14 protein-coding genes are annotated in these 13,680 nt (G+C 73.8%); 6 read left to right on the top strand and 8 right to left on the bottom strand.

Features of this window, described 5'->3' with window-relative positions; all coding sequences use genetic code 11:
* Positions 1-114: 114 nt before the first annotated feature.
* Positions 115-900, bottom strand: coding sequence for an alpha/beta fold hydrolase (locus Phou_RS13130; protein ID WP_173056309.1), 786 nt, complete (start codon positions 898-900; stop codon positions 115-117).
* A gap of 72 nt (positions 901-972) precedes the next feature.
* Here Phou_RS13130 and Phou_RS13125 point away from each other — a divergent pair, with 72 nt between their 5' ends.
* Positions 973-2,295, top strand: coding sequence for an aminotransferase-like domain-containing protein (locus tag Phou_RS13125; RefSeq protein ID WP_173056308.1), 1,323 nt, complete (start codon positions 973-975; stop codon positions 2,293-2,295).
* Positions 2,296-2,298: 3 nt separating this feature from the next.
* Here Phou_RS13125 and Phou_RS13120 read toward each other — a convergent pair whose 3' ends face one another.
* Positions 2,299-2,523 (bottom strand): hypothetical protein, encoded by a 225-nt coding sequence (locus tag Phou_RS13120; RefSeq protein WP_173056307.1) that lies wholly within the window; start codon positions 2,521-2,523, stop codon positions 2,299-2,301.
* A gap of 147 nt (positions 2,524-2,670) precedes the next feature.
* Here Phou_RS13120 and Phou_RS13115 point away from each other — a divergent pair, with 147 nt between their 5' ends.
* Positions 2,671-3,474 carry an alpha/beta fold hydrolase gene (locus Phou_RS13115; protein ID WP_173056306.1) on the top strand — a complete coding sequence of 268 codons (804 nt, stop codon included), beginning with the start codon at positions 2,671-2,673 and terminating at the stop codon, positions 3,472-3,474.
* Positions 3,475-3,557: 83 nt separating this feature from the next.
* Complete coding sequence (locus tag Phou_RS13110; RefSeq protein ID WP_173056305.1) at positions 3,558-4,328, top strand: hypothetical protein; 771 nt, start codon at positions 3,558-3,560, stop codon at positions 4,326-4,328.
* On the opposite strand, the gene Phou_RS13105 is transcribed toward Phou_RS13110, so the two are convergent.
* On the bottom strand, positions 4,315-5,472 hold the full coding sequence (locus Phou_RS13105; protein ID WP_173056304.1) for an epoxide hydrolase family protein: 1,158 nt from the start codon (positions 5,470-5,472) through the stop codon (positions 4,315-4,317). The genes Phou_RS13110 and Phou_RS13105 overlap by 14 nt on opposite strands.
* A gap of 62 nt (positions 5,473-5,534) precedes the next feature.
* Here Phou_RS13105 and Phou_RS13100 point away from each other — a divergent pair, with 62 nt between their 5' ends.
* On the top strand, positions 5,535-6,491 hold the full coding sequence (locus tag Phou_RS13100) for a helix-turn-helix transcriptional regulator (protein WP_173056303.1): 957 nt from the start codon (positions 5,535-5,537) through the stop codon (positions 6,489-6,491).
* A gap of 40 nt (positions 6,492-6,531) precedes the next feature.
* On the opposite strand, the gene Phou_RS13095 is transcribed toward Phou_RS13100, so the two are convergent.
* From Phou_RS13095 to Phou_RS13085, 3 genes are read right to left on the bottom strand one after another with little or no spacing between them, the layout of a single operon-like run.
* Entirely contained in the window at positions 6,532-7,761 is a 1,230-nt protein-coding gene (locus tag Phou_RS13095; protein ID WP_173056302.1) for an RNA polymerase sigma factor, read from the bottom strand.
* A gap of 43 nt (positions 7,762-7,804) precedes the next feature.
* Positions 7,805-8,473, bottom strand: a complete 669-nt coding sequence (locus Phou_RS13090; protein WP_173056301.1) for a response regulator transcription factor — start codon at positions 8,471-8,473, stop codon at positions 7,805-7,807.
* The gene (locus Phou_RS13085; RefSeq protein ID WP_173056300.1) at positions 8,470-9,636 is read right to left on the bottom strand and encodes a sensor histidine kinase; all 1,167 of its coding nucleotides are present in this window, start codon (positions 9,634-9,636) and stop codon (positions 8,470-8,472) included. The genes Phou_RS13090 and Phou_RS13085 overlap by 4 nt, the downstream gene beginning before the upstream one ends.
* A gap of 181 nt (positions 9,637-9,817) precedes the next feature.
* Between Phou_RS13085 and Phou_RS13080 the strand changes: the two genes are divergently transcribed.
* Complete coding sequence (locus Phou_RS13080) at positions 9,818-10,270, top strand: DUF6220 domain-containing protein (protein WP_178134961.1); 453 nt, start codon at positions 9,818-9,820, stop codon at positions 10,268-10,270.
* Complete coding sequence (locus Phou_RS13075) at positions 10,267-12,117, top strand: multicopper oxidase family protein (protein ID WP_173056299.1); 1,851 nt, start codon at positions 10,267-10,269, stop codon at positions 12,115-12,117. Before Phou_RS13080 ends, Phou_RS13075 begins: the two co-directional genes overlap by 4 nt.
* Positions 12,118-12,120: 3 nt before the next feature.
* On the opposite strand, the gene Phou_RS13070 is transcribed toward Phou_RS13075, so the two are convergent.
* Positions 12,121-12,813, bottom strand: coding sequence for a response regulator (locus Phou_RS13070; RefSeq protein WP_173056298.1), 693 nt, complete (start codon positions 12,811-12,813; stop codon positions 12,121-12,123).
* Positions 12,810-13,607, bottom strand: a complete 798-nt coding sequence (locus Phou_RS13065; RefSeq protein WP_173056297.1) for a sensor histidine kinase — start codon at positions 13,605-13,607, stop codon at positions 12,810-12,812. Before Phou_RS13065 ends, Phou_RS13070 begins: the two co-directional genes overlap by 4 nt.
* Between the last annotated feature and the right edge of the window lie 73 nt (positions 13,608-13,680).

Genomic DNA, 13,680 nt, shown 5'->3' with positions numbered 1-13,680 from the left:
GAAGCTAGGACCGAACTTGACCTAGGCGCTTTATATCGTGGCTCACCGACTCGCCCACCGGGCAGTTGGCCTGGATCGTCGAGAGGTTCTACGAATGGACCGGGACCGGCTTCTTCAGAGCGATTTGAGAAACGCCGCGAGCGCCTCGTCGAAGTCGGCGGGGCGCTCCAGGTTGGGCATGTGCGCCGCGCCCTCGACCACGACCAGCGCCGCCTCCGGGATCGCGTCGCTCATCAGGCGGGCCTCGGCCACCGGCGTGAACTCGTCGTCCGCACCGACCACCACCAGTGCGGGCACCGCCACGCCGGCGAGCATCGCCACGTAGTCGGGGCGCTCGGCACGACCGCGCAGCGCGGCCGCCGCACCCTCGGGGTCGGTGCCGCGCATCATGCCCAGGACGTGCGCGGCCACCTCGGGCGGCGCGCCCGGCGAGACCATCTTGTAGAGCACCTCCTCCGCGTACGGCCCCATGCCCTCGGCCACCAGCCGCTCGGCCGTGCTCACACGCCATGCGCGCTGCTCGTCGCCGTCAGCCGGCGCGGAGGTGTCCGCCAGCACGAGGCCGCGAAGCCGGTGCGCGAAGAGGCGGTGGCACTCCAGCACGATCTGGCCGCCCATCGACAGTCCACCGAGGACGAACCGCTCCACGCCGAGCCGGTCCAGCAGCCCGGCGATGTCACGGGCGAAGACGTCCAGCGTGGTCTTGCCGGGCACGACCGTGCTCTCCCCGTATCCCCGCAGGTCGGGAGCGATGACCCGCCAGCCGGCGCGGCTGAAGCGCGCGACCTGTGGCCGCCACATGCTCCGGTCGAACGGGTGCCCGTGCACCAGCACGAGCGCGTCGCCGGTGCCCTCGTCGTCGTACCCCACCGTGATGTCGTCGATGATCGCCATAGCCATGCATCGAGGCTATGTGGTGCAATAGCTAAGTGCAATGACAGCATTGCACTCGGTGCAATGTGGGAGGCGTGCGTGGACGACTACCGGCTGATCGCGGACCAGCTGGCCGACGACATCGCCGCCGGCCGGCTGCGTCCGGGTGACCGCCTCCCGCCGCAGCGCGCGTTCGCCCGGTCCCGTGGCATCGCCAGCTCCACCGCCGCCCGCGTGTACGGGGAGCTCGTCCGCCGCGGCCTGGCCACCGGCGAGGTGGGGCGGGGCACGTTCGTCCGCGCGTCCGCGCCGGTGTCCCACCCGGCGCTCGCCGAGCCCGCCGGCGCGCGGGTCGACCTGGAGCTCAACTTCAGCGTGCTGCCCGAGCAGCCCGCGCTGCTCGCGCCAGGGCTGGAGCGGCTGCTGCGGCCGGCCGCCCTCGGGCCCGCGCTCGCCCCGGCCACGATCACCGGTCCGGCCGGCGCGCGTGAGGCCGCCGCGCCGGTGCTGGGCCGTGCGGGCTGGACACCCCAGCCCGAGCGCATTCTCTTCGCCGGCAACGGCCGCCAGGCGATTGCCGCCGCCGTCGCCGCGCTGGTGCCGGTGGGGGAGCGGCTGGGCGTGGAGGCGCTGACCTACCCCGTCGTCAAGGGCATCGCCGCGCGCCTCGGCGTCTCGCTCGTACCGCTGCCGACGGACGCCGACGGCCTCGTGCCGGAGGCGGTGCGCGAGGCCCGCGTGCGCGCTGTCTATGTGCAGCCCACGCTGCACAACCCGCTCGGCGTGACGATGCCCCCGGCCCGCCGCGCCGCGCTGGCGGCCGTCCTCGACCAGCTCGACATCTACGCGATCGAGGACGCGGTGTACGCGTTCCTGCGCGACGAGCCCGCCCCGCTCGCGGCGTTCGCACCCGGCCGCACGGTGGTCGTCGACAGCCTCTCCAAGCGCCTGTCGCCCGGCCTCACGCTTGGCTTCGTGGTCACGCCGCCGGGCGCGGTCGCGGACCGGGTGGCCGCCGCGCTGCGGTCCGGTGGATGGGCGGCCGGCGGTTTCGCGCTCGCCGCCGCGACCGGCTGGATGGCGGACGGGACCGTCGCCGGCCTGGTCCGCGCGAAGCGGCGCGATGCGGCGGAGCGCCAGGCGATGGCCGGCAAGATCCTGCGGGGGTACGCGCTGCGCGCCGACCCGCACGCCTATCACTGCTGGTGGGAGCTGCCGGAGCCGTGGCGCGCGGAGACCTTTGTGGCCGCCGCGGCCCGCCACGGCATCGCGGTCACCCCGGCGGCGGCGTTCGCCGTGGGGCCGGCGCACGCGCCCAACGCGGTGCGCCTGGCCCTCGCGGCTCCACCCGTCGACACCCTCTCCGCGGCACTGGCCGCCTTGGCAGCCGTGGCCTCGGGTGACTACGCCGGGGTCGAGTGATCCCTACTTGGCGCCGTCGGCGAGGTTGACCAGCGCCTGGGCGGCCTTGAAGTACTTGCTGCGACCGAGGTCGCCAATGGTGGTGATGTTGAATGCGCTCTTGAGAAGCTGCGCGTCGCCTTCGCTCACGCCCGAGAGGGCGGCCACCGGAGCGTCCACGAGCTCGGCGAGGGACTTGTCTTCGTACGCCTTGTCGAGGAGCTTCGCGAGATCGGCACTGACAGCCACAGGTCCTCCACGTTGGGTCATCACCCGGCCGGGTGACCGGGAACTGATCTCACCCTACAAAGACCCCCGGTAGGCGTGTCGAGAACCGGCGCGCGGTTCCGACCCCATGGTGTAGTGCCCAGAGGACGGATGACCCGGAGGACACCCATGACCACCACCAGCCCGCAGATCGTGGCCTCGGCAGACGGCACGCCGATCGCGTACGAGTCGATGGGCGACGGCCCGCCTGTGATCCTCATCGGCGGCGCCTTCAACGACCGCACGACCGTCGCCGCGCTGGCCGCCACGCTCGCGCCGCACGTCACCGCGGTCGTGTACGACCGGCGCGGCCGGGGCGACAGCGGCGACAACGCGGACACGTTCGCGGTGGAGCGCGAGATCGAGGACCTGGCCGCCCTGATCGCCGCAGCCGGCGGCCGGGCCAGCCTCTTCGGTCACTCGTCCGGTGGCATCCTCGCGCTCGAGGCGACGGCACAGGGGCTGCCGGTCGAGCGGCTGGCGGTGTACGAGACCCCGTTCGTCGTGGATGGACTCCGCCCCCTGCCGGCCGAGGGCACCGCGGAGCAGATCCGCGCGTTCGTCGCCAAGGAGCGCCGCGACGAGGCCGTGCGCCTCTTCCTCACCGAGCAGGTCGCGGTACCGGCGGGGATGGTCGACGGCATGCAGGCCAGCCCCGCGTGGCCGTTCCTTGTCGGCCTCGCGCACACCCTCCCCTACGACGTGGCGGTGTGCGGCGCGGACCTGGCCCTGCCGGCCGACCGCCTGGCGAAGATCGGCGTACCCACGCTCACGATGGCCGGCGGCGCCAGCCCGGCGTGGTTTCCCGCCGCCGCGCAGGCCGTGGCCGGCGCGATCCCCGGCGCCAGCTACCTGACCGTCGCCGGCCAGGACCACGGCGTCCTGCACAACCCGGACGCACTGCGCGAGCCGCTGCTCACCTTCCTCCGCTGAGCAGGCCTTCGTTTCCTCGCCGGGCCGCGCGGGTAGCAGGTATGCGCATTGACCGACATGTTCATTTCCCGTGTGGAGGAATCATGCGCGTCCCGACGGTCGCGGTCCTGACCCTGGCCGGGCTCGGCCTCGCCGTGGGCGGGTGTGCCGGCACCGAGCCTGGCGCGGCCGACCCCACCACCGGCACCACAAGCTCAGCGGCGCCCGAGCCCACCGTGAGCGGTACGGCCTCGGGCTGCATGGTCGGCACCTGGCGCACCACCCAGGTCAGCGGCCAGGCCTCCAGCGCCGCCGCCAGCGGCAGCATCTCCGGCGGCAGCGGCGCCACCGTCACGATCAACCCGAGCGGCCAGGTCCGGGCCGACTTCAGCGGCATGCAGCCGCTGTCGTTCACCGCCGACGTGGCCGGCAACTCGGTCTCCGGCTCGGCCACGTACGGCGGGCAGGGCACCGCCACGATCAAGGCGAGCAGCTCGGGCAGCACCACCACGACCAGCGCTCCCGCCACGCCGGCCACCCCGCCGGTCCCCAGCGCCAGCCCGAGCGCGACCGGTGCGGCGCCCACGACCGCCGCTCCGGCCCCCGCGGCCGAGGAGGGCACGTGGGAGCCGGTCGGGGCGATCGACTGGAGCGCCCTGCGGCTGACCCTGGAGCTGACCAAGCCGGTGGCGGCTCAGCTGCTCAACAACGCGCCGATCGGTGACTACATCGACGACGCGGCCAACCAGAGCGGGAAGGTGATCGAGACCGACCCGATCCTGGGCGCCGGCGCGTACAGCTGCCAGGGCTCGACCCTGACCCTGAAGGGTGACACCGACGGCGACGGTCTCATTTGGACCCTCACGAAGATCTGAGCACCCGCACGAAGGCGCGTACGTCGTCGACCAGGAGGTCGGGCACTTCCATCGCCGGGAAGTGCCCGCCCCGGTCGTACTCCGACCAGTGCGCGAAGGCACCCGCCGGATCCATCAGCCGGCGGACCGTGTTGTCGGCGGCGAACACCGCCACTCCCATGGGCGGCCCGGGCGGTGCCTCGCCGCCCGCGGAGCCGCCGTGCGCGGCCATCGCGCGCCATGCCTGGATCCCCTCGTACGTGGCGTGTGCCGAGGACGCGCCGGCGCGCTGGAACCAGTTGACGCTGACGTTGGTGAGCAGCTGGTCGCGGTCGACCGGTGTCGCCGGGTCGGTCCACTCGTGCACCTTCTCCACGATCCAGGCGAGCTGGGCCACGGGCGAGTCGGTCAGCGCGTAGGCGAGCGTCTGCGGCCTCGTCGCCTGCAGGTGCAGGTAGCCCATGCCGTCCAGCTGGAAGCGGTTGAACCGCTCGGCTCGCTCACAGTCCACACCAGACAGTCCATTGAGGTCGATGGGCGGGCCGAAGGGCATCGCGGCCGAGGTGCCGGTCAGGTACACGCCGGTCACCCGGCCCGGGGCAACCATCGGGAGCATGCCCGCCACGCCCGCGCCGGCGTCGGTGCCGTACACGGCGTACCGCTCGTACCCCAGCCGGCTCATCACCTCTGCCCACGCCCCCGCGACCCGGAAGAGGTTGCCCCAGCCCTCGCCGGCCAGCGGCGTGGAGAAGCCGTAGCCGGGCAGCGACGGGATCACCAGGTGGAACGCGTCGGCCGGGTCGCCACCGTGCGCGCGCGGGTCGCTCAGCGGCCCGATCACCTTGAGGAACTCGACCGGCGAGCTCGGCCAGCCGTGGGTCACCAGCAGTGGCGTCGCGCCCGGCTCGGGGGAGCGCACGTGGATCAGGTGGATCGCCTGCCCGTCCACGTCGGTGACCAGGTTGGGCAGCTCGTTCAGCGCGGCCTCCTGCGCCCGCCAGTCGAAGTCGCCGGCCCAGTAGGCGGCCAGCTCCCGTAGGTGGCCCAGCGGTACGCCGCGGCTCCAACCGGTGCCCGGCACCTCGTCCGGCCAGCGGGTCCCCGCGAGACGGGCGCGAAGATCGTCGATATCGGTCTGAGGGATCTCGATGCGGAAGCTCTTCATGACACCGAGGCTATGAAGCAATGCGGAAAGGTTCGTTCCGCGTTGGCTGCGAGACTGGAGAAATGTTGGAGACCTCCGCGCGGCTGCTCCGCCTCCTTTCGCTGCTCCAGTCGGCGCGCGACTGGACCGGCCCGCAGCTCGCCGAGCGGCTCGGCGTCACCGTCCGCACGATCCGCAACGACGTCGAGCGGCTGCGCACCCTCGGCTACCCCGTCCACGCCACGCCCGGTGCGGCCGGCGGCTACCGGCTCGGTGCTGGCGCGGCACTACCGCCGCTGCTGCTCGACGACGAGGAGGCGGTCGCCGTCGCGGTCGGCCTCCGCACCGCCGCCGCCGGCACCGTGGCCGGCATGGCCGAGACGTCGGTACGCGCGCTCACCAAGCTTGAACACGTGCTCCCGTCCCGCCTCCGGCACCGCGTGCAGGCCGTCGCCGCGTCGATGGTGCCGATGCCGCACACCGGCCCCGCCGTCGACCCGGGGACCCTTTCGGCCATCGCCGCCGCCTGCCGCGACCACCACCGGCTCCGGTTCGACTACGAAAACCACGACGGTACCGCCAGCGTGCGGGACACCGAGCCGCACCGGCTGGTCCACACCGGACGGCGTTGGTACCTCGTGGCGTGGGACGTGGACAAGGCGGACTGGCGCACCTTCCGGGTGGACCGCCTCACGCCGCGGGTGCCGACCGGCCCCCGGTTTGCGCCGCGCGAGGCGCCGGACGGTGACGTGACCGGCTATGTGGCGCGTGGCCTCGACTCCGCCACCTGGCGCTACCGGGCCCGCGTCACCGTGCACGCCACGGCCCAGGCGGTCGCCGAGCGCCTTCCGCCCTCCGTCCACATCGAACCCGTGGACGAGCGCACCTGCGCGGTCACGGTCGGCTCCGACTCGCCGCACATGCTTGCGCTGTACCTCGGCATGCTGGACGCCGACTTCAGCTTCGACGAGGCGGCCGCGCCGGAGCTCGCTGCCCACCTGCGGGTGCTCAGCCGCCGCTACGCCTCGGCGCCGGCGTAAGGCACCGCGGCACGCCGGCGTAAGGGCACCGTGACCCGGATCAGGCGAGGCGGGCGGCGCGTGCCTGCAGGTACTGCTGCTCCGGCAGGCTGTTGGTGCGCCTGGCCGCCTGCTGGTAGCTGGCCCGGGCCGCTTCCCGGTCGCCGGCCAGCTCCTGGAAGTGCGCGCGCACCGCGTCGAGCCGATGGTGGCCGGCGACCCGCTCGTCCTTGTCCAAGGTGGAAAGTTCGTCGAGCCCCGCCTCGGGGCCGCGCACCATCGCGACCGCCACCGCCCGGTTGAGCGTGACCATCGGGTTGTCCGAGACACCGGCGAGCAGGTCGTAGAGGGCGAGGATCTGCGGCCAGTCGGTGTCCTCCGCGCGGGGCGCCTCGTCATGCACCGCCGCGATCGCCGCCTGCAGCTGGTACGGCCCGAGCGGCGCCCGGGCCAGCGTGCGGGTGACCAGCGCGACGCCCTCCTTGATGAACGCGCTGTTCCACAGGGTGCGGTCCTGGTCGGCGAGCGGAATGAGGTCGCCACCGGGCCCGGTGCGGGCGGGGCGGCGGGCGTCGACGAGCAGCATCAGCGCGAGCAGCCCGGCCACCTCGCCGTCGTCCGGGAGCAGGCTGTGCACCGCGCGGGCCAGCCGGATCGCCTCGGCGGTCAGCTCGACCCGGTGCAGCTCGGCGCCGGACGTGGCGGTGTACCCCTCGTTGAAGATGAGGTACAGCACGTGCAGCACCGCCTGCAGCCGCTCCTCCCGCTCCGCCGGTGGCGGCAGCTGGAAGGTGCTGCCGGTCGACTTGATGCGCTGCTTGGCGCGGCTGACCCGCTGCGCCATCGTCGACTCCGGTACGAGGAAGGCGTGCGCGATCTCCGCCGTCGTGAGGCCGCCGACCGCCCGGAGCGTGAGCGCGATCTGCGAGGCCGCCGTCAGCGCCGGGTGGCAGCAGAGGAAGAGCAGCTTGAGCGTGTCGTCCCGGTCCGGGCCGCGCTCCTCGTCGGCGGCCGGCGCGACGAGCTCGTCGGTCGGCGCCATGACCACGACGTTTTCCTCGCGGCGGCGGCGGGCGCTCTCGCTGCGGAACTGGTCGGTCAGCCGCCGGGTGGCGACGGTCATCAGCCATGCGCGCGGATTGTCCGGGACGCCCTCTTCACGCCACTGCACCGCCGCGGCAAGCAGCGCCTCCTGCACCGCGTCCTCGGCGGCGTCGAACTGCCCGTACCGGCGGACCAGCGCGCCAAGCACCTGCGGCGCCTGCTCCCGGATCACTGCCTCGAAGGTCACGCTCCGATTAAACCCGCACTGGGGATCAAACCCGCACTGGGGATCAAACCCGCACCAGACCGGTCTCGTACGCGACGACCACCAACTGCGCCCGGTCGCGGGCCCCGAGCTTGACCATCGCGCGGCTCACGTGGGTGCGGGCGGTGGCCGGGCTGAGCGTCAGCTCGGCCGCTATCTCCTCGTTGCTCAGCGCTCGCCCCACCAGAGCGACCACCTCGCGCTCACGCTGGGTGAGCACGGCGAGGCGGTCATCGGCGGTCTGCCGGGCGGTCCGCGCGGCCGTGAACTGCCCGATCAGCCGCCGCGTGATCCGCGGGGCGAGCAGCGCCTCCCCGGCGGCTACCACGCGGATCGCGTGCAGCAGCTCGGCCGGGCCGGCGTCCTTGAGCAGGAAGCCGCTGGCGCCGGCTTCGAGCGCGTCGAAGACGTACTCGTCGGTGTCGTACGTGGTCAGGATCAGCACGCGCACCCGCGCGAGGCCCGGCGTGGCGGCGATCTGGGCGGTGGCCTGGATGCCGTCGAGCTTCGGCATGCGGATGTCCATCAGCACCACGTCGGGGCGGTGCGCGCGGGCCAGCTCCACCGCCTCCCGGCCGTCGGCCGCCTCGCCCACGACCGCGATGTCGTCTTCGAGGTCGAGCAGCATCGTGAAGCCGGTGCGCACGAGCACCTGGTCGTCGGCGACCAGCACGCGGATGGGCGCCTCGGTCATGCGGCGTCCGCGAGCGGGAGCCGGGCGTACACCTCGAAGCCGCCGCCGGTCCGTGGCCCGGCGGTGAGGTCGCCGCCGAGCAGGGCGCAGCGCTCCCGCATCCCCTCGATGCCCCGGCCGGCGCCGCCACCACCGTCGCAGCCGCTGCCGTCGTCGGTGACCCGGATCCGCAGGTCGGACGGCTGGTACTGGACCTCGACGGTGACCCGGGCCGGTCCGGCGTGGCGGATCGCGTTGGTGATCGACTCCTGGAGGATGCGGTACGCCGCCTGGTCGACAGCCGAGGGCAGCTCGCGCGGCGGGGCGGCCACGTCGACCTTGACATCGAGGCCCGCCTCCCGGGCCAGCCCGGCAAGCTCCTCGACCCGGTCCAGCCCCGGCGTCGGCGCGCGGCCGTCTTCGGTGTCGCGGAGCACGCCGAGCGTCGCGCGCAGCTCTCGAAGCGCCCGCGCGCTGGTCAGCTCGATCGTGCGCAGCGTCTCCCGGACCTGCTCGGGGCGCTTGTCGAGCACGTGCGCGGTCACCCCGGCCTGCACGTTGATGACCGCGATCGCGTGCGCGACAGTGTCGTGCACCTCGCGGGCGATGTGCAGCCGCTCGGCGTCCACCCGGCGGCGCGCCTCCTCCTCGCGGGTGCGCTCGGCCCGTTCCGCCCGTTCCTGCGCCTCGGCGGCGAGCTCCCGGCGCATCCGCACGGACGCGCCGAGCACCGCGGCCATCGTGGCGGTGCCGATCCGGAAGGCCAGCCACCCGATGTCCGGCGGGTACATGACGGCGGCGACCACCCAGCCGCCGACGAGCGTGACGAGACCGGCCCGCACCACCCACGCCCAGCGCAGGTCGCCGTAGGCGGTGACGGTGTAGAGCGCGATGAACACGCCGACCCAGTTGGGGCCGTCGGGGTAGCCGGAGCCGTAGTACATGACGCTCGTCGCGACCTCGAAGACGAACACCTGCAATGGCCAGCGGCGGCGCACCACGAGGATCAGACCGCTGAGCACGAGCAGGACCGCGTGCGCGTACACGCCGACGACGCTCAGCCGGTCGAACTGCTCCTGCGTCGCGATCTGCCTGGTGCCCTGCACCTGCATGAAGGCGACGAAGACCGCGAGGAGCAGGTCCTGCGCCCACACCGGCAGGCGGGGGCGGTAAAGGGCGGTCATGGCGCGATCGTATCCGCCGGTCAGGCTCACGAGATCCGCCTCGGGGCGTAGGCGCCTACGTCAGCGTGCGTACGTCCGGGCGCTCGCGGGACGTTGCGCGACGTACCCGGATGCCGCCTCCGGGCAGACGCGCCGGCGGCGCGGACGGCGAAGGATCGGGGCCAATCGAAGGGAGTACATCATGCGCAGGGTCTTCGTGGTCCTTGCCGGCCTGCTGTTCCTCGCCATCCTGGTGCAGTTCTACTTCGCCGCGGTCGGCGCGTTCGACCGGCCGCAGGACGACGACTCGTTCGCGTTGCACAGCGTCACCGGGATGATGATCATCCCGCTCCTCTCCATCCTCACGGCGGTCGCCGCCGCGCTCGCCCGCGCGCCCGGCCGGCTCATCGGCATGTCGCTGGCCCCGCTCGGCCTCGTGGTGGTGCAGGTGCTCATCATCGTGGTCGGCAACGTCATCACCGGCGGCTCGGACGAGGACACCGGCCCGGCCGGGCTGTTCGTCCTCGGCCTGCACGCGGTCAACGCGCTCTTCGTGATGGGCGCGGCGGGTGCGGTGCTGCGCCGGGCCCGAGCCTTCGCAGCTGAGAAGTCCACAGTAGATACTCCACAGCCGACGGTCAGCCCGGCGGCATGAGTACCGCGCAGCTCATCGCGCTCGACCTGCTGGTCACGCTCCTCGCGGCGGCCGGCTGGGTCAGCGCGGGTGTCGCGGCGGCGGCCCGGCGCGCCCGTGCCGCACTCGCCCTCCTGGCGGTCGCGGTCGTCGTCACCCTCGTGCGGGTCACGACCGCGGTCGCCCTCGCCACCGGCGGCTGGTGGTTCGCGCAGGACCGGGTGGTCCTGACCGGGCCGCTGCTGGGCGTGGCCGGGCTCGCCGCCGTCCTGTCCGCCGGCCCGCGCCTGCTCTCCGCGGTGCGGGCCGGCGCGCCGGGCAACGCACCCACCGTCGTGGTGCCGCTCCTCGTCGCCGGGTACGCGGGCGCGGCAGGCCTGCTCCTCCCGCTCCTCGCCGGGTACCCGGCGACCTGGAGCGAAGCGTTCGTGGTGGTGGCATTGGTGGCGGCGGCCGGGTTGGTGACGTGGCGGGTGGCCGCCGCTGGCCCACCACTGTGGACATTCCTGCCGGTGCTCGCCATGGGGCTGGCCGGCGTCGGGGCCGGGTTCGCAACGGGGGCGGACCTCGACGCCGGCGGCGGCCCCACCACCCGCCACCCGGAGGGGCACGGCGTGTCGGTGGCCGACCTGCGCGGCCCGACGACGCCCGCGCCGGGCGGGCGGGTGCGGCGGTACGCGCTCACCGCGCGCCAGACGACGGTCCAGGTGGGCGGCCGCACCGTCGAGGCATGGGGGTACAACGGCCAGGTGCCCGGTCCGCCGATCACCGCGGAGCAGGGCGACCTCATCGAGGTGACCCTCCGGAACGACGACATCGCGCGCGGGGTGACGCTGCACTGGCACGGGTACGACGTGCCGGCGGGGGAGGACGGCGCGCCCGGTGTCACCCAGGACGCGGTCCGGCCCGGCGGGGAGTTCGTCTACCGCTTCCGCGCGGACCAGGTCGGCACGTACTGGTACCACACGCACCAGGCCTCGGACGTGGGCGTGAAGATGGGGCTGTACGGCACGCTCGTCGTCGGGCCGCCCGCGAAGGGCCTCGACCTGACCGTGCCCGTGCACACGTTCGGCGGCACGACGGTCACCGGCGTCGCGGGCACACCGCAGGCCGCGCCGGGCACGCCGGTGCGGCTGCGCCTTGTCAACACCGACAGCGTGCCGCACCGGTTTACGCTCGCCGGCGCCGCGTACCGGCTGGTGGCGGTCGACGGCGGCGACCTCAGCGGCCCCGGCGAGCTGCGCGAGGTGGAATTGCGCCTGCCCGCGGGCGGCCGGTACGACCTGGCGTTCACGATGCCGGACGCCGCGGTGGCGCTCCACCTGGACGGCGGGGAAGGGCTGCGGCTCGGCGGGGGTGAGCCGCAGCCCGCGCCGAAGGGCTGGCCGGAGCTGGACATCACGCGGTACGGGACGCCGGCCACCACGCCATTCGGACCGGACAGCCGCTTCGACCGCAGCTTCACGCTGGTGCTCGACCGGGCCATCGCGCTGGTGGACGGCGTGCCGCGGTACGCCTTCACGGTCAACGGCCGCGCCTTACCGAACGTGCCCACCCAGCTCGTGCGCGAGGGCGACCTCGTGGAGCTGACCGTGGCCAACCGGGGCTTCGACACCCACCCGTGGCACCTGCACGGGCACCGGGTGCTCGTGCTGGAGCGCGACGGCCGGCGGGTGAGCGGCAGTCCACTGTGGCTGGACACGTTCGACGTACGCCCCGGCGAGGTGTGGCGCGTCGCCTTCCGGGCGAACAACCCGGGCGAGTGGATGAACCACTGCCACAACCTCGCCCACGCCGCGCAGGGAATGTCACTGCACCTGCGGTACGACGGCGTGACGACACCGTTTCACGGCGACCACGGCGGCTGAACCTCACGGGCCGCCAGGCTTCACCAGACCGGTCTCGTAGGCGAGGACCACCGCCTGTGCGCGGTCGCGCAGGCTCAGCTTGCCGAAGATGTGCGCGGCGTGGGTCTTGACCGTCGCCTCACTCAGCGTGAGCGACGCGGCGATCTCCGCGTTGGACAGGCCGCGGCCCATGAGGGTGAGCACCTCGCGCTCGCGCGGCGTCAGGCCGGCCAGGTCGCGGTGGATCGCGGGCGGGGCGGCACCCGTCGTGTCGGCGGCCGCGAATCGCTCCACGAGCCGGCGGGTGATCGACGGCGCGAGCAGGGCGTCGCCGGTGTCGACGAGGCGCACGGCGGCGACGAGGTGCTCGGGCGTCACGTCCTTGAGCAGGAAGCCGCTGGCGCCGGCGGCCAGTGCCGCGTACACGTACCGGTCGAGGTCGAACGTCGTCAGCATCAGCACGCGGCACTCCGGCGCGTGCTCCAGCACCCGGCGGGTGGCCTCCAGGCCGTCCATGCCCGGCATGCGGATGTCCATCAGGGCCACGTCGGGGCGCAGCCGCCGCACCGCCTCCACCGCCTCGGCCCCGTCGGCTGCCTCGCCCACCACGTCGATGCCGTGGGCCGTCAGGATCAATCGGAAGCCGCCGCGGACCAGCGCCTGGTCGTCCGCGATGACCACCCGCGGGGCGGCGCCGGAGGCGGCTCGCTCGCTCACGGGCGCTCCAGGGGGATCTTGGCGCGGACCCGGAAGCCGCCGCCGAGCCGCCGCCGGGCGTCGAGGTCGCCGCCGAAGACCGCGACCCGCTGGCGCAGGCCGAGCAGGCCGCGCCCCTCGCCGCCCTGGGCACTCGGGCGCGGCCGGCCGCCGGAGAGCACGCTCGGACCGGTGTTGAGCACCTCGATCCGCAGGTACCGCTCCGCGTAACGCACGGTGACCTCGGCCTTGACCCCGTCACCGTGCTTGAGCGCGTTGGTGAGGGCCTCCTGGATGATCCGGTACGCGGTCAGGTCCACTCCCGTCGGCAGGGGGCACGGCTCGCCGGAGATGCGGACCTCCACCGGCAGCCCGGCGAAGGCGATCCGGTCCACCAGCGGGGTCAGCCGGCGGAGGCTCGGCTGGGGCGCGAGGTCGATCTCGTCTTCCCCGCTGGCCGCCGGCGCGAGCACGCCCAGCAGGTGGCGCAGCTCGGTCATGGTGTCGCGGCCGGCGCTCTCCACCGCCCGCAGCGCCGCCGTCGCCTCGCCCGCGTCGGCGTCGACCACCTGGCGGGCGGCGCCGGCCTGCACGACCATCACGCTCACGTTGTGGCTGACGATGTCGTGCAGCTCGCGGGCGATCCGGGCGCGCTCGGCGTCGACCGCGCCGTGTGCCGCCGCCTCCCGCTCCCGCTCCAGCAGCCAGCCGCGCTCCTCCAGCGCCCGGGCGAAGGCGCGCCGGGTGCGGACCAGGCGGACCGCGAGCAGCGCGGCGACCGCGGTCGCCACCGCCGCCACCAGCCAACCCACCATGGCACCACTCTCTCAGGCCGCCGCCGGGAGGCACATCATCCCGGCGAGGCAGCGCCTACATCCACGGGATGAG

It is taken from the genome of Phytohabitans houttuyneae (assembly GCF_011764425.1).
In the GTDB taxonomy this organism is placed as follows: Bacteria; Actinomycetota; Actinomycetes; order Mycobacteriales; family Micromonosporaceae; genus Phytohabitans; species Phytohabitans houttuyneae.
Note: the sequence above shows the minus strand (reverse complement) of the source record. Positions and strands in the feature narration are given on the sequence as shown.